20 protein-coding genes are annotated in these 17,255 nt (G+C 62.8%); 16 read left to right on the plus strand and 4 right to left on the minus strand.

The annotated features are described in order from the left end of the window. Positions 1-61: 61 nt before the first annotated feature. Positions 62-1,435, plus strand: a complete 1,374-nt coding sequence (gene rimO / locus J3456_RS05475) for a 30S ribosomal protein S12 methylthiotransferase RimO (protein ID WP_349579257.1) — start codon at positions 62-64, stop codon at positions 1,433-1,435. Positions 1,436-1,453: 18 nt separating this feature from the next. On the opposite strand, the gene J3456_RS05480 is transcribed toward rimO, so the two are convergent. Beyond that, positions 1,454-1,948: a lactoylglutathione lyase family protein gene (locus tag J3456_RS05480; RefSeq protein WP_067625967.1), complete on the minus strand. Its 495-nt coding sequence runs from the start codon at positions 1,946-1,948 to the stop codon at positions 1,454-1,456. A 95-nt stretch (positions 1,949-2,043) separates the two neighbouring features. Between J3456_RS05480 and J3456_RS05485 the strand changes: the two genes are divergently transcribed. From J3456_RS05485 to trhA, 3 genes are all read left to right on the plus strand, one after another. Beyond that, positions 2,044-2,934: a LysR family transcriptional regulator gene (locus tag J3456_RS05485; RefSeq protein WP_349579258.1), complete on the plus strand. Its 891-nt coding sequence runs from the start codon at positions 2,044-2,046 to the stop codon at positions 2,932-2,934. Between the two features lie 139 nt (positions 2,935-3,073). Then, positions 3,074-3,457 carry a hypothetical protein gene (locus J3456_RS05490; protein ID WP_349579259.1) on the plus strand — a complete coding sequence of 128 codons (384 nt, stop codon included), beginning with the start codon at positions 3,074-3,076 and terminating at the stop codon, positions 3,455-3,457. 69 nt (positions 3,458-3,526) lie between these two features. Continuing rightward, positions 3,527-4,147: a PAQR family membrane homeostasis protein TrhA gene (trhA, locus tag J3456_RS05495; protein ID WP_349579438.1), complete on the plus strand. Its 621-nt coding sequence runs from the start codon at positions 3,527-3,529 to the stop codon at positions 4,145-4,147. Here the strand turns inward: trhA and J3456_RS05500 are convergent. Together J3456_RS05500 and J3456_RS05505 are read right to left on the minus strand one after the other, a co-directional pair. After that, positions 4,144-4,500, minus strand: a complete 357-nt coding sequence (locus tag J3456_RS05500) for a YigZ family protein (protein ID WP_349579260.1) — start codon at positions 4,498-4,500, stop codon at positions 4,144-4,146. The genes trhA and J3456_RS05500 overlap by 4 nt on opposite strands. Before the next feature lie 4 nt (positions 4,501-4,504). After that, positions 4,505-5,230, minus strand: coding sequence for a M48 family metallopeptidase (locus tag J3456_RS05505; protein WP_349579261.1), 726 nt, complete (start codon positions 5,228-5,230; stop codon positions 4,505-4,507). 132 nt (positions 5,231-5,362) lie between these two features. On the opposite strand from J3456_RS05505, the gene J3456_RS05510 reads away from it, so the two are divergent. The 12 genes from J3456_RS05510 (at position 5,363) to J3456_RS05565 (ending at position 15,644) form a co-directional block, all read left to right on the plus strand. Continuing rightward, positions 5,363-5,593, plus strand: coding sequence for a DUF8831 family protein (locus J3456_RS05510; protein ID WP_067625976.1), 231 nt, complete (start codon positions 5,363-5,365; stop codon positions 5,591-5,593). A gap of 10 nt (positions 5,594-5,603) precedes the next feature. Beyond that, a complete protein-coding gene (locus J3456_RS05515) occupies positions 5,604-6,482 on the plus strand; it encodes a branched-chain amino acid aminotransferase (RefSeq protein ID WP_349579263.1) in 879 nt (292 codons plus the stop codon). Between the two features lie 97 nt (positions 6,483-6,579). Continuing rightward, complete coding sequence (locus J3456_RS05520) at positions 6,580-7,038, plus strand: universal stress protein (protein WP_040700546.1); 459 nt, start codon at positions 6,580-6,582, stop codon at positions 7,036-7,038. Between the two features lie 136 nt (positions 7,039-7,174). Beyond that, complete coding sequence (locus tag J3456_RS05525) at positions 7,175-7,735, plus strand: NifU family protein (RefSeq protein WP_093928438.1); 561 nt, start codon at positions 7,175-7,177, stop codon at positions 7,733-7,735. Continuing rightward, on the plus strand, positions 7,728-8,351 hold the full coding sequence (gene tsaB, locus J3456_RS05530; RefSeq protein ID WP_349579264.1) for a tRNA (adenosine(37)-N6)-threonylcarbamoyltransferase complex dimerization subunit type 1 TsaB: 624 nt from the start codon (positions 7,728-7,730) through the stop codon (positions 8,349-8,351). Before J3456_RS05525 ends, tsaB begins: the two co-directional genes overlap by 8 nt. Further along, complete coding sequence (locus J3456_RS05535; protein ID WP_349579265.1) at positions 8,348-8,803, plus strand: GNAT family N-acetyltransferase; 456 nt, start codon at positions 8,348-8,350, stop codon at positions 8,801-8,803. The genes tsaB and J3456_RS05535 overlap by 4 nt, the downstream gene beginning before the upstream one ends. A 107-nt stretch (positions 8,804-8,910) precedes the next feature. Continuing rightward, positions 8,911-9,912, plus strand: coding sequence for a BMP family lipoprotein (locus J3456_RS05540; RefSeq protein ID WP_349579266.1), 1,002 nt, complete (start codon positions 8,911-8,913; stop codon positions 9,910-9,912). Positions 9,913-10,047: 135 nt separating this feature from the next. After that, entirely contained in the window at positions 10,048-11,685 is a 1,638-nt protein-coding gene (locus J3456_RS05545; RefSeq protein WP_349579268.1) for an ABC transporter ATP-binding protein, read from the plus strand. Between the two features lies 1 nt (position 11,686). Continuing rightward, positions 11,687-12,847 (plus strand): ABC transporter permease, encoded by a 1,161-nt coding sequence (locus tag J3456_RS05550; protein ID WP_349579269.1) that lies wholly within the window; start codon positions 11,687-11,689, stop codon positions 12,845-12,847. 35 nt (positions 12,848-12,882) lie between these two features. After that, a complete protein-coding gene (locus J3456_RS05555) occupies positions 12,883-13,851 on the plus strand; it encodes an ABC transporter permease (RefSeq protein WP_349579270.1) in 969 nt (322 codons plus the stop codon). Positions 13,852-13,965: 114 nt separating this feature from the next. After that, on the plus strand, positions 13,966-14,880 hold the full coding sequence (locus J3456_RS05560) for a sulfite exporter TauE/SafE family protein (RefSeq protein ID WP_067628108.1): 915 nt from the start codon (positions 13,966-13,968) through the stop codon (positions 14,878-14,880). Beyond that, positions 14,877-15,644 carry a TIGR02186 family protein gene (locus J3456_RS05565; protein WP_349579271.1) on the plus strand — a complete coding sequence of 256 codons (768 nt, stop codon included), beginning with the start codon at positions 14,877-14,879 and terminating at the stop codon, positions 15,642-15,644. The genes J3456_RS05560 and J3456_RS05565 overlap by 4 nt, the downstream gene beginning before the upstream one ends. Here the strand turns inward: J3456_RS05565 and J3456_RS05570 are convergent. Continuing rightward, complete coding sequence (locus J3456_RS05570) at positions 15,641-17,179, minus strand: ATP-dependent DNA helicase (RefSeq protein ID WP_349579272.1); 1,539 nt, start codon at positions 17,177-17,179, stop codon at positions 15,641-15,643. The two genes, J3456_RS05565 and J3456_RS05570, sit on opposite strands and share 4 nt — an antisense overlap. Positions 17,180-17,255 lie beyond the last annotated feature (76 nt).

Raw genomic sequence — 17,255 nt, forward strand, 5'->3', positions numbered from 1 at the left:
GCTCTCTCCTCCTGCCCGGCGGCTCTTTCCCCGCTCACTTGCATGCCTTATAGCGCAATGCATGAGCACAAACCCACCCAATCTGCGCCCCGACCTCGCCCCACAAGCGAAGATCAGCAATCCCGCCCGCCCCGGCCAGCCGACAATCGGCATGGTCAGCCTTGGCTGCCCCAAGGCGCTGGTGGATTCTGAACGCATCCTGACGCGGCTGCGCGCCGAGGGCTATGGCGTGTCGCCTGACTATGCCGGAGCCGATGCGGTGATCGTCAACACTTGCGGTTTTTTGGACAGCGCCAAGGCCGAAAGCCTCGACGCCATCGGCGAAGCGCTCAAGGAAAACGGCAAGGTCATCGTCACTGGCTGTCTGGGGGCGGAGCCCGACTACATCCGCGAACACCACCCCAAGATCCTCGCCGTGACTGGCCCGCATCAATATGAACAGGTGCTCGACGCGGTGCATGGCGCAGTGCCGCCCAGCCCGGATCCATTCATCGATTTGCTGCCCGCGCAACAGGTCTCGCTGACCCCGCGCCACTACAGCTATCTCAAGATTTCCGAAGGTTGTAACCACAAGTGCAAGTTCTGCATCATCCCCGACATGCGCGGCCGCCTGCAAAGCCGCCCCGCCCATGCAGTGATGCGCGAAGCCGAGCGGCTGGTCGACAATGGCGTGAAGGAGCTTCTGGTCATCAGCCAAGACACCTCCGCCTACGGGGTCGACATCAAACACGCCGAAGATCGTGGGCACCGTGCACATATCACCGATCTGGCGCGCGACCTCGGCAGCTTGGGCGCTTGGGTGCGGCTGCATTACGTCTACCCCTACCCCCATGTGCGCAAACTGATCCCGCTCATGGCCGAAGGGCTGGTGCTGCCCTACCTCGATATTCCCTTCCAGCACGCCCACCCGGATGTGCTGAAGCGCATGGCCCGGCCCGCGGCGGCCTCCAAGACGCTGGATGAGATCGCCGCATGGCGCGATACCTGCCCCGACATCACCCTGCGCTCGACATTCATCGTCGGCTATCCGGGTGAGACTGAGGCAGAGTTCCAAACCTTGCTCGATTGGCTGGACGAGGCGCAACTCGACCGGGTTGGTTGCTTTCAATATGAAAACGTCGAAGGCGCGCGGTCGAACACCCTGCCAGATCATGTCGCGCCAGAGGTCAAACAAGACCGCTGGGATCGCTTCATGGCAAAGGCGCAGGCCATTTCCGAAGCCAAGCTCGCCGCGAAGGTCGGCAAGCGCATCGACGTGATCGTCGACGAGATCGACGAAGACGCCGCCACCTGCCGCACCAAGGCCGACGCGCCTGAGATCGACGGCAACCTCTTCATCGACGAGGATTTCCAGAACCTCAAAATCGGCGATATCGTCGCTGTCGAAGTCGAAGAAGCCGGCGAATACGACCTTTGGGGACGTCAGATCACCTGACGCCCCCCCGGTGGCCGATCAGGCGTAGGCGCCTGCCGAATAGGTCAGCTCATAGCTGTGGCTGTAAAGCTCGAACACGATGCCAAAGGGGTCTTCGACATAGACCATGCGGTAGGGTTTTTCGCCCGGAAAATACTCCCGCACCGGCATCCGCTGCTTGCCGCCCGCCGCGACGATCCGCTCTAACAAGCCTTCGACATCCGGGTCTTGGATGGCAAAATGGAACGTGCCGTGGCGCTTGTGCTCTAGCTTTTCTTCGGGTGCGTAATTGCCGGGGAATTCAAAGATTTCGATGCCGATGCCATCCGCCGTGGCAAGATGGGCAATGCGCAGCGATCCCCAGCCGGGGCCGAAGACATCGGTGCACATGACGCCGATGGCGGTGTCTTCTTCTACCGCTTCGGTGGGCTGCATCACGACGTAAAAGCCCAACACTTCGGAATAGAATTTCACCGCAGCGTCGAGGTCCGGCACGGATAGGCCGATGTGGGAAAAGGTACGGGGGGTGGTCATGGGGTATCTCCTGTTTGCGTTGAGCTTAAGATAGACAGGCACGCCCCACATGTGAAATTATCAAAACTCATCGAAATCATAACGAAACATATCCCATGCTAAACGCCACGTGGCTTGAGACCTTCACAACCCTTTGCGAAACGGGCCATTTCACCCGCACGGCAGAGCGGCTCAACATGACTCAGCCCGGCGTGTCACAACATCTGCGCAAGCTTGAGGATCAACTGGGTCAGCCGCTGATCGCGCGCGACGGGAAAAGTTTCACCCTGACCCCGGCGGGCGAAGCGCTCTTCGAGACTGGCCTTGCCCGCCGCCGCGAAGAGCAGCGACTGCGCGAACGGATCGCCATCGACCTGCCCGACCGCGGCGTTGTGCATATCGCCTGCTCCGGCAGTTTCGCCATGCTGCTCCAGCCCCTGCTGCTGGAGTGGATGGCCCAAGCGCCGGACCTCACCCTGCATCTCGAAGCCGCCCCCCAAGCCACGATCCGCGCCGGGTTGCTGGATGGGCGGTTCGATCTGGGCGTGCTGGCCGATGATCCCGCCCATGCCAGACTGGAAGCTCAGCATCTGGGGCGCGAGGAACTTTGCCTTGTTCTGCCGGTTAATGCATTGGAACAGATAGAAAGTTTCGCCGATCTTGAAGCGCGCGGCTTCATCGCCCATCCCGATGGCTTCGCCTATGCCGACGATCTGTTGCAGTTAAATTTTCCGGGCAGCTATCCGGGGGCAGACCGGATCCGCCTGCGGGGCTATGTGAACCAAATCGGCCAGATTCCGGCGGCGGTGGCGCGGGGGGTGGGCTACACGCTTTTGCCACGCAGCGGGGTCGAGACTTTTGCCGCGAAGGACCAGCTTCGGCTGCTGCCTCTGCCCAAACAGCGCTGGCATGATCTTTGGCTCGCTTCGCGTCGCGGACGGCCCTTGCCTGCCCGAATGCGCAGAGCGGCAGAGCTTATCGCCGAGGCCGCAGCGACACTCCAATAGGCTTACATTTCGCCGATATTGTGGAACCAAACCACCCCGCTACTAGATATACCATTAAGGAAGGGCAAGAATACGGAGAGACTTGAACATGTTCCCTTTCTGTTCTATATGTAGAACGCAGTAGCAGAGGAATGACCACATGTCTTTTCAACCTCAGTTTCCCGGCATCTTCGACCCTGACCAACAGGGGCGCCCGCCGCGCGGCAGCGACAGTGCGCAGCCCAAACAGGCCGACCGCCGCATGCCCGCGACCGAAAAACAGATGCAATACGCCCGGACCCTTGCCAAGAGAACGGGCAGCACGTTGCCCGAAGGGATCGAGGGTGATCGCACGGCGGTGTCAGAATGGATCGACGCGCATAAACCACAAGCGGTAGAGGGGCCCTTCGCCGCCTACCCGTCAGCCAAACAGGTCGCCTTTGCGGAACGGATCGCGCGCCTGAAGCGCCGCGATGTGCCGCAGGAGTGTTTTCGCGACAAAACCCTGATGTCGCGCTGGATCGACGGCAACAAACCGCGCTGATCCGTCGGGCCACCCGATTGACGCGGCGTCATCTATGGCATGGCAGAACGACGCTGCTACCTTTTCGGCATGGCTTATCCGACCTCCACCTCTGAGACCTTGGCTGATGGCACAGTGCATCTGCTCAGCCTCGGATTCGCTATCCCGGCCAGCATCTTTCTGATGATGCATGCCGCAGGTCAGGAGGGCACGCTGACCGCCACCGTGATCTATGCGGCGTGTATCCTTGCCTCCTTCACCGCCTCCGCCGTCTACCACCTGCTGCCCTTTGACCGCAGCCGCGCTTTTCTGGGCCGCGTTGACCACGCTGCGATCTACTTCAAGATCGCGGGCACTTACACGCCGCTGGTCATGGTGATCGGCTCGGGGTTTGCCTACGGCATTTTGGGCGTGGTCTGGGCGCTCGCGGTGATCGGCGCAGTGGCGAAGCTCTGGTTCTGGCGGACCGATGCGCGGGGGTCACTGGCGCTCTACCTCGGAATGGGCTGGCTCTCGGTCCTGTTGATCTACCCGATGTGGCACAATTTGCCCGGTGCCGCCTTGGCGCTAGTAGCTGCGGGCGGGCTGACCTATTCGGCGGGCACATTGATCTACGCCCACCCCGGCATGCGCTATCAAAACGCCATTTGGCATATCTTTGTGTTGATCGCCACGGCCTGTTTCTTTGCCGCGATTGCGCTGAGCCTTTAGGCCGCCGCCGCGTCGAGATAGGTCCGCACGCAGGTTTGGACATGGCGAAAACGATCTCCGCCCAGATGTTTGCCGCCGTACCAACGGGTGACGACGATGAGGTGATCTTCCAGCCCTTCCCGCTCCAACATGCGCAGGATCACCATCCCGGCACCGGATTCGCCATCGTCCCCTTTCAGCGGGCCGCCGTCTGATAGCAGCACCGCCCATGTGTTATGCGTGGCCTTGGCGTAGGATTTCTCGCGCTTGAGGTCTTTCAGCGCGGCTTCGACCTCGGCACGGTTGCGCGCGGGGCAGCCCGACACCGCATATTTCGACCCGCGGTCGCTTAGTACCTGCCCCAACTTGCGCAAACCGTCACAGCCCCGCCATGGTGCGCCGCACGATATCAATGCGCGAACTGTTGGGCGGATGCGTGCCAAGGAAACGATCACCCGGATCGGGAATGCGGGTAAAGAATTCCGCCCCGCGCAACGGATTATAGCCCGCCCGCGCGGTGATAATCGTGCCAAGGGCGTCAGCCTCAAGCTCAAAGTCCTTGGAGTACCGCCGCGCGCCGACCTCAGCACCCAGTTCCTGCGCCGTGCGCACAGCGGTCGCGTCCCCCCCGCTGAGTGTGGCGATCCCGGCAAAGATCACCGCGCCCGCCATGGCGTTTTGCTGCTGGCGGGCGATATGGCCCGCGATGTGATGCGCGGCCTCATGGCCTAGCACAAAGGCAAGCTCGTCTTCGTTGCGGGCATCGGCGATCAACGCCAAGGTAAAGGCGACAATCGGGCGACCGTTTTTATCTAGCGTTTGAAAGGCGTTGGCAGGCTGGCCGGGACGGTCATCGACCACGATGTTGAAGTCGCAATTCATCCCTGTGGTGCGGTTGCGGCACTCACGCTCGGCCACGGGCTCGAGCGTGCGAACCACCTGCACAAAGCTCCGCGCGGCGGCGTTCGCGCTCAGCCGTGATCCAGATTGCCCCGTGGTCTGTGGCCGGTCGACCTGAATCGGCGCTGTCTGAACCGGTGCCACCTCGCAGGCCGAAAGCAGGGCGATGACGGCAAATGCGCCAAGGGCATTCAACAATTTCACGGCAAGTCCTCGCTCGGTTTTTCCTCGCCCACCTGTCTATCATGACGCCCCGGCGCTGCCACCCCCGTTCACAGAGCTTTGACGTCCCAACGGCGGTCTTGCGCTCGCGAGTACAAAGCCTAATGTGCCCTCATGTTTACCATCGAGCACGAATTCGACGCCACCGTCATCACCCTGATCGACGAATCCGACGCCCCCCTGCGCGAGGACGTGACTGTCTCTGCCTTTGCGGGGCAGATCACGATCGAGCAATGGGACGCGCGCACTGACCGCGTGGTCAAGATCACCCTGTCCCCCGCGCAGCTGAGCGATCTGACGGCGGCATTGAACCTGCCCGAGGGCATCTACCGAAGCAATTCCTAAGGATCGTCACATGGCCACCGGCACAGACATCAAGACCTATTTCAACGGCGCATGGCACGACGGCGATCTGCCCACCATCAAGGCTGCCGATCACGGCGCATGGCTCGGCACCACCGTTTTTGACGGGGCGCGGCTGTTTGACGGGCTGGCCCCCGATCTTGAGGCGCATTGCGCGCGGATCAACCGCTCTGCCCGTGCCCTGATGATCACCCCCACGGTCGAGACTGAGGATATGATCGAAATGTGTCGCGAGGGGCTGAAAAGCTATTCGCGCGATCAGGCGGTCTATATCCGTCCGATGTATTGGGCGCTGGCCGGGGATGAGCTGGGCATCGTGCCCCGCGAAGGCGCCACCGGATTCGCCATCAGCCTTGAAGCAATCCCCATGGCCCCGCCAGAGGCCGCCACGACCCTGACCCGCACCCGTTTCCGCCGCCCGGTTCTCGAAGACAACGTCGTCAACGCCAAAGCGGGCTGCCTCTACCCCAACAACGCCCGCATGATGGTCGAAGCACGCTCCAAAGGGTTCGGCAACGCACTCGTGGCCGATGCCATGGGCAATGTCGCCGAAAGCGCCAGTGCGAACGTGTTCATGGTCAAGGATGGCGAGGTCTTCACCCCCATTCCCAATGGCACGTTCCTTGCCGGGATCACCCGCGCGCGGCATATGTCGAACATGCGCGACGCGGGCATGAAGGTGCATGAGACCGTCCTCAGCTTTGACGATTTCCATGCCGCCGATGAGGTGTTCCTGTCGGGCAATATGATGAAGGTGACCTCCGTCCGCGCCTTTGACGACACGCAATATGGCACCGGGGACAACCAGAACCCGGTGACCCGCCGCGTGCGCGAAATGTATTGGGATTGGGCCGCAAGTCAGCGCGGCTGAAGGTCCGGGCGGCAGCGGCGCGCAAAAGCAATTGCCAGCGCCGCCCGCCCGCGCCATGATCACACCGCACCGGGAGGAGGTGCGGAGAGAGGGTTTGATGCGTAAATTCCTAGTGGTGCTGGACGATAGCACCGAATGTTTGAATGCCATGCGCTTTGCCGCTCTGCGCGCGGCGCGTACCGGGGGCGGCGTGGCCGTCCTGTCGGTGATCCCGCCCGAAGAGTTCAACCATTGGATCGGCGTCGGCGACCTGATGCGCGAAGAGGCCCGTGAGCGGATCGAGGTGCATTTCGAGGTTTTCGCCAAATGGATGCGCGACAAACAGGGCGTCGATCCTGAGTTGATCATCCGCGAGGGTGAGCCCACGGATGAGATCATTCAGCAACTTTCCGACGACCCGGACATCGGTGTTCTGGTGCTCGGCGCCAGCGGCGACCGCAAGAAAGGCCCCGGCCCGCTTGTTACGCAATTGTCGCGCTCTGCCGGGGCTCTGCCTGTGCCGATCACCATCGTGCCCGGCGATCTCAGCAAGGAACGGCTCGAAGCGATCACATGACCGCCGCCTGCGCCTGACCCAGCCTTGAATCCCGCCCCTCCGTGTGGGCCGCAAACAATTTAGAACGGTTCTAAACCTTGACTTGCCGCCCGCGCAGGCGCATATCAGAACCCACGCCGAAAGCGAGGTACACCCCATGTTCATCCAGACCGAATCCACTCCGAACCCCGCAACGCTCAAGTTCCTGCCGGGTCAGACCGTGCTGGAGATGGGCACCGCCGATTTCCCGACCCCCGACGCCGGTGCGACATCGCCGCTGGCCCAACGGCTCTTTGCTGTTGAGGGTGTGACGGGCGTGTTCTTCGGCACCGATTTCGTTACCGTGACCAAGCAAGACGCGGTGGAATGGGACCATGTGAAACCCGCCCTGCTCGGCGCGATCATGGAGCATTTCCAATCCGGTGAGCCGGTCATGGCCTCCGACCACCAGCCCACGTCGGGCCATGCCGCCCATGACGGCGAAGACGGTGAAATCGTCGGTCAGATCAAAGAGTTGCTTGACAGCCGCGTGCGCCCTGCCGTGGCCCAAGATGGCGGCGATATCACCTTCCACGGGTTTGAGCGTGGCGTTGTCTATCTGCACATGCAAGGCGCCTGCGCGGGCTGCCCTTCGTCCACCTTGACGCTGAAAATGGGCATCGAAAACCTGCTGCGCCACTACATCCCCGAGGTGACAGAGGTGCGCCCGGTTGCCTGAGCATCGCGCAAGCGGGCCGCTCATTCTGGCCTTCGACACATCGGCCGCGCATTGCGCGGCCGCTTTGCTGTCGGGCGACCGGGTGTTGGCGGCGCGCGTCGAGCCGATGGCCAAGGGCCAGGCCGAACGGCTGTTGGTCCTTTGCGAGGAACTGCTGAGTGACGCGAGCGTGGCCTACGCCGATCTCGACGCGCTTGGCGTTGGCATCGGTCCGGGCAATTTCACCGGCATCCGCATCGCCGTTTCCGCCGCGCGTGGGTTGGCACTTGGCCTTGGCATTCCGGCGGTCGGGGTCGATGCCTTTGACGCATTGCGCGAGGGTCACGATGGCCCCTGCGCCTGCGCCGTGGATGCACGCCGCGATCAGGTCTTTCTCCAAGGCTATGACAACGCGGGCATTTCCACCCCCGCCCTTTACGACGCAGCGGCTCTTCCGGCCTTCACCGGCCCCCTCATCGGCGCGGGCGGAGAGCCTCACGCCATGCCGGTGGCCGAAGCCATCGCCCGCATCACGGCCCGCCGTTTCGCCGATAGTCCGGCCCGCCCCGCGCCACTTTACCTGCGCCCCGCCGATGCCGCCCCGGCGCGCGACGCGGCCCCGGTGCTGCTGCCGTGACACCGACCGCGCTTGCGACCCTCCACGCCGCCGCCTTTACCCAAGACAGGCCGTGGCAGGAGGCAGAGTTTGCCAGCCTGCTGGACAGCCCTTTCGTGCAGCTTTTCACCCGCCCCGGTGGCTTTGCCCTGACCCGCACCATCGTGGGCGAATCTGAACTGCTCACCCTCGCCGTCGCCCCCGCCCGGCAGCGCCAAGGGCTGGGCCGCGCCCTGCTGCACGACTGGCTGGCGGCCCTGCCCGCCGACTGTGACCGTGCCTTTCTTGAGGTTGCCGCCGACAATCGGCCCGCCCGCGCGCTCTATGCGGATGAAGGCTTTGCCCAAATTGCCACCCGCCGTGCCTATTATGCGCGCAGGGGCGCAGCGGCGGTCGATGCCTGCATTCTGCGGCGCATGTTGACCCGTGGTCACTGTGGCGATCCCGCCGCCCTGCCCGCAAAAAGCGGTTGACCCTACCCCCCGCCTGCGCCCTAAATTACACCTGATCATATGATCCACAAACGCCGTGGCGGCAGCACCTGCCCGACCGCCCGGCACCACAAACCGGGAGACGATAAATGACCCTCATGACGAAATTCCTCGGCGCAGCCGCAGGCTTGGCCCTGACATCGGGCGCCGCGCTGGCCGAACCCGCGCTGATCTTTGACCTTGGCGGCAAGTTCGACAAAAGCTTCAACGAAGCGGCCTTTAACGGCGCGACCCGTTGGGCCGAAGAGACCGGTGGCAAATTCGCCGAGATCGAGATGCAGTCCGAAGCACAGCGTGAGCAGGCTCTGCGCCGCTTTGCCGAATCCGGTGCCAACCCGATCATCACCATGGGTTTCGCCATGGCCGATCCGCTCTCGACGGTGGCCCCTGACTATCCCGATACGAAATTCGCCGTGGTCGACGTGAACTGGCTCGACCTGCCCAACGTGCGTCAGGTCAGCTTTGCCGAGCATGAGGGGTCCTACCTCGTCGGCGTGATGGCCGCGATGGCATCTGAGTCGAACACCGTCGGCTTTGTCGGAGGCATGGACGTGCCGCTGATCCGCCACTTCGGCTGCGGCTATGCCCAAGGCGTCATGGCGACCAACCCCGATGCCAAAGTCATCGCCAACATGACGGGCACCACCCCCGCCGCTTGGAACGACCCGGTGAAGGGGTCTGAGATCACCAAGGCCCAGATCAACCAAGGCGCTGACGTGGTTTACGCCGCAGCAGGCGGCACCGGCGTGGGCGTGCTGCAAACCGCCGCCGACGAAGGCATCCTGTCGATCGGCGTGGACAGCAACCAAAACCACCTGCACCCGGGCAAAGTCCTGACCTCGATGCTGAAACGTGTCGATGTCGCGGTCTATGACGCGATGATGGCGGGCGAAGACCTCAAAGTTGGCGAAGTCGTGACCCTCGGCCTTGCCGAAGAAGGTGTTGGCGTCGCCATGGACGAGCATAACGCCGACCTCGTGACCGAAGAAATGAAGGCCGCCGTCGACGAAGCGCGCCAGAAGATCATCGATGGTGAGATCAAAGTGGTTTCCTACTACGAGAATGACAGCTGCCCGGCGCTGGACTTCTGAGCCTAGATTAATCAAAATGACCACAAGGGCCGCGCCGTTCCACCGGCGCGGCCCTTTCCGAACATGACAGCGTGACACGGACAAAGATGGCTCATTTCCAGATCAAGGGCCGCCACGCCCGCAGGACCTTTTGATATGACCGATACCGCCCCCGCTACCGGCACCGCGCCAGCTCCCGGCACTGCGCCAGCGATCGAACTCAAAGGCATCTCCAAAGCCTTCGGCCCAGTGCAGGCCAACAAAGATATCTCGATCCGCGTGATGCCCGGCACGATCCACGGGATTATCGGCGAAAACGGCGCGGGCAAATCGACGCTGATGTCGATCCTCTATGGGTTCTACAAAGCCGACGCGGGTGAGATTTTCATCAGTGGCAAAAAGACCGAGATTCCCGACAGCCAAGCCGCCATCGCGGCGGGCATCGGCATGGTGTTCCAGCATTTCAAGCTGGTCGAGAATTTCACCGTGCTGGAAAACATCATTCTGGGCGCCGAAGATGGCCGACTGTTGAAGCCCTCGCTCTCCAAAGCCCGCAAAACACTGATCAGCCTGTCTGAGGACTACGGCCTCAACGTCGATCCCGACGCGCTGGTGCAGGACATCGGCGTGGGCATGCAGCAGCGCGTGGAAATCCTCAAGGCGCTCTACCGGCAGGCCGACATTCTGATCTTGGACGAGCCCACTGGCGTGCTGACCCCTGCCGAGGCCGACCAGCTATTCCGCATCCTCGGGCGCCTGCGCTCTGAGGGCAAAACCATCATCCTGATCACCCACAAGCTGCGCGAGATCATGGAGATCACCGACACCGTGTCGGTCATGCGCCGGGGCAAGATGACCGCGACCGTGAAAACCGCCGAGACCTCGCCGCCGGAACTGGCCGAGCTGATGGTCGGGCGTAAGGTCTTGCTGCGTGTCAACAAAAAGCCCGCAACGCCGGGTGACGTGATCCTTGATGTCAAAGGTCTGCGCGTGGTTGACGACAAGGGCGTCGAGCGTCTGCGCGGCATCGACCTGCAGATCCGCGCGGGCGAAGTGCTGGGCCTTGCGGGTGTTGCGGGCAACGGCCAATCCGAACTTCTCGAAGTGCTGGGCGGCTATGCCGATGGCACCGGCAGCGTCACGCTAAACGGCACGCCGCTGGACCTTTCGGGCAAGAAGAGCGACGGCCAATCGCGCCGCGCCCGCGGCGTGGCCCATGTGCCCGAAGACCGCCAGCGCGAAGGTCTGATCATGGATTTTCAGGCGTGGGAAAACAACGTTTTCGGCTACCACCACGACGACCGCTTCAACAGCGGCATGTTGATGGACCACGCGGCCATCCGCGCCGACGCCGAAGACAAGATGGAACGCTTTGACGTGCGCCCGCCCGACCCGACGCTGGCGGCCAAGAATTTCTCGGGCGGGAACCAGCAAAAGATCGTCCTCGCCCGCGAGATCGAGCGCAACCCCGACTTGCTGCTGATCGGCCAGCCCACACGCGGCGTCGACATCGGCGCGATTGAGTTCATCCACGAGCAGATCATCGCCCTGCGCGATCAGGGCAAGGCGATCCTGCTGGTCTCGGTCGAACTCGAAGAAATCCTTGCCCTGTCGGACCGCATCGCGGTGATGTTCGACGGGCAGATCATGGGCGAACGCGCCGCCGACCAGACCGACGAGAAAGAACTGGGGCTTTTGATGGCTGGCATCACCGACACCGAAAACGAACATAGCGTGGCCGAAGTTGAAGCCAATCTCGCCCGCGTTGGCGGCGACGCCAGCAAGGAGGTCTGAGATGGACGTGATGCCAAAATGGGCCGAGGTCATCCTCGTGCCGCTGATCTCTTTGCTGCTGGCGGCCCTGCTCTCGGCACTGGTGATCCTCGCCATTGGGGAAGACCCGATTGCCGCCGTGACGCTAATGGTCAAAGGCGCGCTCGGCTCGACCTATGGCTGGGGCTATACGCTTTACTACGCGACCAATTTCATCTTTACCGGGCTTGCCGTTGCCGTGGCCTTTCACGCGCGGCTGTTCAACATCGGCGGCGAAGGTCAGGCGATGCTGGGCGGTTTGGGCGTCGCCATTGCCGCGCTCTATATCCCTTGGCCGCATTGGACGCTGGCGCTGATCGGCTGCGGTGTGATGGCCGGGCTTTTGGGCGCGGTCTGGGCCGCGATCCCCGGCTGGCTTCAAGCCAAACGCGGCTCACATGTCGTCATCACCACGATCATGTTCAACTTCATCGCCGCGGCCCTGCTGAACTATGTGCTGGTTAACGTCATGCGCCCGCCCGGCAGCATGGACCCGGCCAGCGCGCGCTTCCCCGAAGCGGTGCATCTGCCCACGTTGCATGAATTGCTCGCCCCTCTGGGCATCGCATTCTCAAAATCCGCGCCGGCGAACGTTTCGCTGCTGGTGGCCGTGGCGGCCTGTGTGGTGATCTGGCTGCTGATCTGGCGCACCCGTCTGGGCTATGAAATCCGCGCCTATGGCCACTCGCAACCTGCCGCCAAATACGCTGGCATCTCGCCTGTGCGCATCACCATGGTCACGATGATCATCTCGGGCGCGCTGGCGGGGCTGATGGCGATCAACAACGTCATGGGCGAAAGCGAACGGCTGGTGCTGAACGCCACCGAAGGCGCGGGCTTTATCGGTATTGCCGTGGCCCTGATGGGCCGCAGCCACCCGGTTGGTGTCTTCTTCGCCGCCCTTTTGTTCGGTTTCCTCTACCAAGGCGGTGCCGAACTAGCCCTTTGGACCTCGATCCCCCGCGAATTGATCGTCGTGATCCAAGCGCTGGTGATCCTCTTCACCGGTGCGCTCGACAACATGGTGCGGATGCCGCTGGAGCGTCTTTTCCTGATGTTCCGCCGCCCCGGCCCTCCTGCCAATTCCGCTGACGAAGAGCCCAAACCCGGCCCCCGCAGCGCCCAGTCGGAGAGCGCGGAATGAGCCCCTATACCCCCCTGAGAAAGCGGGTCTGACCTATGGACTATATCACGCTCATCCAATTGCTCGACAGCACCGTGCGGCTGGCCACGCCGCTGCTTCTGGCCTGTCTTGCCGGTCTTTTCTCCGAACGTGCGGGCGTCTTTGACATCGGGCTTGAGGGCAAGATGCTGGCGGCAGCGTTCTTTTCCGCCGCGGTTGCATCGCTCAGCGGGTCGGTCTGGCTTGGCCTTGGGGCGGGCATCGCCTCTTCGCTGGCACTCAGCGCTGTGCACGGGCTGGCCTCGATTACCTTCCGCGGCAACCAGCTGATCTCTGGCGTGGCGATAAACTTTCTCGCCGCGGGCATGACGGTGCTGATTGCTCAAGACTGGTTCGCCCAAGGCGGCCGCACGCCCTCGCTCTTTGGCGGCGCACGGTTCGAGCCGATCACCCTGCCCTTTGCCGAGGCCGTGGCCGACGTGCCTTTCATCGGCCCCTTCTACGAAGAGCTTATCTCGGGCCATTCCATCCTGGTTTATGCCGCCTTCCTCGCCGTGCCGCTGACATGGTGGATCCTGTTCCGCACCCGCTTTGGCCTGCGTCTGCGGGCGGTGGGCGAAAACCCTGCCGCCGTGGACACCGCGGGCGTTTCGGTCGTTGGTCTGCGCTATGCCGCCGTGGCCATTGCCGGGTTGCTCTGTGGCGTGGCTGGGGCCTACCTCAGCACCGCGCTGCAGGCGGGCTTTGTCAAAGACATGTCGGCGGGCCGCGGCTTCATCGCGCTGGCAGCATTGATCTTTGCGAAGTGGCGCCCTTGGTACGCGCTCTGGGCCACGCTGCTCTTTGGCCTTTTCGGCGCGCTAGAGACGCGGCCTGACGTGATCCAGTCGGTCATCGGCATCAAGGTGCAGGGCCAGCTTCTGGGCGCGCTGCCCTATCTGATGACGGTGGTGATCCTCGCGGGCTTCGTGGGCAAGGCGATCCCGCCCCGCGCGGGCGGCGAACCCTATGTAAAAGAACGCTGACATCCCCCTCCGGCCCTTGCACCCGAGGGCCGGATCGGCGCAACCTATCTCAGTGGTCGCTTTATCGCGGCAAGCTATGTTGAAAAGCGCGGCCGTTCGGGGCTAGGAAACGTCATGCAAATCTACCTGCCCATCGCCGAAGTTTCGGTTAACGCCTTTCTCCTTCTGGGATTGGGCGGCATTGTGGGCATCCTGTCGGGCATGTTCGGCGTCGGTGGCGGGTTTCTGATCACGCCGCTTTTGTTCTTTGTCGGCATCCCCCCTGCCGTGGCCGTTGCCACCTCGACCAACCAGATCGTCGCCTCGTCCTTCTCGGCCCTACTGGCGCACCTCAAACGGCGCACGGTGGATTTCCGAATGGGCTGGGTCCTGTTGGCCGGGGGTCTTGTCGGCTCGGGCATCGGCATGTTCATCTTTAACTACCTGAAATCGCTGGGTCAGGTCGATCTGCTGGTGACCCTTTGCTACGTGATTTTTCTGGGCATCATCGGCGGACTGATGTTCTTTGAATCGCTCCGCGCGATCCGCCGCACCCGCAAGGGCGGGCGCGTGCAGCGCAAGAAACACTACTGGGTCCACGGCCTGCCAATGAAAATGCGCTTTCGGGTATCGGGGCTTTATATCTCGGTGATCCCCCCGGTGCTTGTCGGCGCGGCGGTGGGGATGCTCTCGGCCATCATGGGCGTCGGTGGCGGCTTCATTATGGTGCCCGCGATGATCTACCTGCTTGGCATGCCCACCAAAGTGGTTATCGGCACCTCGCTGTTGCAGATCATTTTCGTGACCGGTTTCACCACCATGCTGCACGCCACCACCAACCAGACGGTCGACATCGTGCTGGCGGTGCTTTTGCTGGTCGGCGGGGTGCTGGGTGCACAGGTCGGCACGCGGATCGGCGTGCGGATGCAGGCCGAACAGTTGCGCATCTTGCTGGCAGTGCTGGTCCTCGCGGTCTGCGGCAAGCTGGCGCTCGATCTGCTGCTGGAACCGTCCGAGCTTTATTCCCTCAGCCCGGTGGCGGCAGAATGATCCGCGCAGTTCTCGCATTCGCTGGCCTGATGCTCACGGCCCTCACCGCCGCGGCGGAAGAGGAGATCGTGCTGGGCCTCAGCCAAGCCGAAGTCTCCATCACCACCAATTTCGACGGGTCCGAAATCCTTGTCTACGGCGCTGTCAAACGTGAAACCCCGATCCCCGAAGGTGCGCCGCTTGAGGTGGTCGTGACCGTCTCTGGCCCGTCGACCCCGATCATGGTGCGGCGCAAGGAGCGGCGCTTTGGCATCTGGGTCAACACTGACGCGGTTGAGGTCGACCGCGCGCCGAGTTTCTATGCCGTGGTCACCTCTGGCCCGCTGTCCGACGTGCTTAAACGCATCGAAGACCTGCGCCACCGCATTTCCATCCCCCGCGCCATCCGCTCGGTCGGGGCGCCGATGGAGATCGCAGACCCGACCCAGTTCACCGATGCGCTGATCCGCGTGCGCAAGGATGCCAACCTTTACCAAGTCATCGAAGATGGCGTGAAGGTCGATGAACAGACCCTCTTCCGCGCCGCCATTGCCCTGCCCGCCTCGCTCACCGAGGGCGCCTATGACACGCGGATTTTTTTGACCCGTGGCGGCGATGTGGTGGCGCAATATGAAACGGTGATCGACGTGCGCAAAGTCGGGATGGAGCGATGGCTATTCAACCTCGCCCATGAGCAGGCCTTTATCTACGGGCTGCTGTCGCTCTTTATCGCCATTACCGCGGGCTGGGGCGCCTCTGCCGTCTTTGGGCTGCTGCGCCGCTAAGCCGCGCCGTCCTCGGTCGCCTCAAGTGTCAGCGCGGCTGCCGGGGCGGCACGCAGGTCATCCACGCGCAGCGGGCCGGATGGTTTGCTAAGACGGTTGCGCACCACCCAGATCAACCGCTCCTGCGCGCGGGTGATGGCGACATAGGCCAGCCGTTTCCACAGCGGTTGCCCGGCCTCAGAGCGCCCCATCCGCGCGGCCGCATAAAGATCGGGCGCAAAGACCTGCACGTTCTCCCACTGGCTGCCCTGCGCCTTGTGGATCGTCACAGCAGCGCCGTGCAGAAACGTCGCCCCCATCCGCGCGGCGAAGGGGATAAAGGGCTCTTCCTCGTCCGGTTTTTCGATTTTGACAATCGACGCGGCACTTACCTGCGGGTCTTCGGCACCAATGACGTGCAATCGGCTGAATCCCGGCTTGCGCCCCTCGCCCAGATAGACCACCTGCGCGCCTTTGATCAGGCCGCGCGCTTCTAGGTCGAGGCGTTTCTTGCGGTGCTTCAACGGCAGTTCGATCCCGTCGCAGATCAGCGGCTCGCCGGCCAACAGTGCATCTTCAGGCGCACCATGCACCGCACGGAATGCATTGATCAGCCGAATACGCGTCGCGTTGCGCCAGACCAGCACCGGGCTGCGCGCCATCAGATCAACCTCAACCCGCTGGCCCCAAACCACGCGGTCGTCTTTGCGTGCCGCGTCTTCGATCATCCGCTCGAAGTCATGAAATTCTAGCTGCGGGTCGGCCAGCGCATGGGCGATATCGAGGATCGGGTTATCAGCCTCTTGCCTGTGGATCCGGTTGAGGTTCAACACCCGCTTTTCAGGCAGCTTTTCAAACACCATCGTGCCGGATTGCCCTACCGGGGCCAACTGCGCCGGATCGCCGAACAGCAGCAGCGTCGGGAAAATCTCTTTCAGGTCCTCGAACTGTTTGTCATCCAGCATCGAGCTTTCGTCGACAAAGCCGATATCCAGCGGGTCTTCGCGGCGCTTCCATCCGGTGATGAAATCACTGCCCCGCAGCCCCGCCGCCGCCAGCGCCCCGGGGACGGATTTGTTGTTCGCAAAAAACGCCGCTGCCCGGTCAAGCGCGACTTCGCTCAGCCCTTCGATGTCCGGCTTTTCGCCGTTCCCGGTCAGCCATTCTGCGATGCGCTCGTATTCGGGGTGGTAAACCGGCGTGTAAAGAATGCGGTGGATCGTCGTTGCGGGCACGCCGCGCAGACGCAAAACGCTCGCCGCCTTATTGGTCGGCGCAAGGATCGCCAGCGTGCGTTTCTCACGTTTCTTGCGCGATTCGTAATCGCCCGAAACGATGTCCACACCCGCCGCTTCCAAGGCACGATAAAGCTCGGCCAGCAGCAGCGTTTTGCCCGATCCGGCCTTGCCCGTCACCGCCATCACCTGATCCGGCCCGCCCGCAGGCGGCATCAGCAATGAATCGTCCAGATCAATGCCCGCAGAGCGCAGCATCTCGGCCACCTTGTCATGGGCGGCGGCTTGGTCTTCGGAGTAGGTGAGCGCGGTAGATGTCATTGGGCGACCCTAATTGAGCCCCGCGCCGGGGGCCAGATGGCTTTGCCCTGCCCGCCCGCGATTCACGTGAATTATC

The sequence above is a fragment of the Sulfitobacter sp. NFXS29 genome (genome assembly GCF_040148765.1).
In the GTDB taxonomy this organism is placed as follows: Bacteria; Pseudomonadota; Alphaproteobacteria; order Rhodobacterales; family Rhodobacteraceae; genus Sulfitobacter.

Excerpts from the sequence above, each read along its gene's own strand:
- rimO (WP_349579257.1), top strand. The coding sequence starts at position 62 with ATGAGCACAAACCCACCCAATCTGCGCCCCGACCTCGCCCCACAAGCG.
- J3456_RS05480 (WP_067625967.1), bottom strand. The coding sequence starts at position 1,948 with ATGACCACCCCCCGTACCTTTTCCCACATCGGCCTATCCGTGCCGGAC.
- J3456_RS05485 (WP_349579258.1), top strand. The coding sequence starts at position 2,044 with ATGCTAAACGCCACGTGGCTTGAGACCTTCACAACCCTTTGCGAAACG.
- J3456_RS05490 (WP_349579259.1), top strand. The coding sequence starts at position 3,074 with ATGTCTTTTCAACCTCAGTTTCCCGGCATCTTCGACCCTGACCAACAG.
- trhA (WP_349579438.1), top strand. The coding sequence starts at position 3,527 with ATGGCTTATCCGACCTCCACCTCTGAGACCTTGGCTGATGGCACAGTG.
- J3456_RS05510 (WP_067625976.1), top strand. The coding sequence starts at position 5,363 with ATGTTTACCATCGAGCACGAATTCGACGCCACCGTCATCACCCTGATC.
- J3456_RS05515 (WP_349579263.1), top strand. The coding sequence starts at position 5,604 with ATGGCCACCGGCACAGACATCAAGACCTATTTCAACGGCGCATGGCAC.
- J3456_RS05520 (WP_040700546.1), top strand. The coding sequence starts at position 6,580 with ATGCGTAAATTCCTAGTGGTGCTGGACGATAGCACCGAATGTTTGAAT.
- J3456_RS05525 (WP_093928438.1), top strand. The coding sequence starts at position 7,175 with ATGTTCATCCAGACCGAATCCACTCCGAACCCCGCAACGCTCAAGTTC.
- J3456_RS05540 (WP_349579266.1), top strand. The coding sequence starts at position 8,911 with ATGACCCTCATGACGAAATTCCTCGGCGCAGCCGCAGGCTTGGCCCTG.
- J3456_RS05545 (WP_349579268.1), top strand. The coding sequence starts at position 10,048 with ATGACCGATACCGCCCCCGCTACCGGCACCGCGCCAGCTCCCGGCACT.
- J3456_RS05550 (WP_349579269.1), top strand. The coding sequence starts at position 11,687 with ATGGACGTGATGCCAAAATGGGCCGAGGTCATCCTCGTGCCGCTGATC.
- J3456_RS05555 (WP_349579270.1), top strand. The coding sequence starts at position 12,883 with ATGGACTATATCACGCTCATCCAATTGCTCGACAGCACCGTGCGGCTG.
- J3456_RS05560 (WP_067628108.1), top strand. The coding sequence starts at position 13,966 with ATGCAAATCTACCTGCCCATCGCCGAAGTTTCGGTTAACGCCTTTCTC.
- J3456_RS05565 (WP_349579271.1), top strand. The coding sequence starts at position 14,877 with ATGATCCGCGCAGTTCTCGCATTCGCTGGCCTGATGCTCACGGCCCTC.
- J3456_RS05570 (WP_349579272.1), bottom strand. The coding sequence starts at position 17,179 with ATGACATCTACCGCGCTCACCTACTCCGAAGACCAAGCCGCCGCCCAT.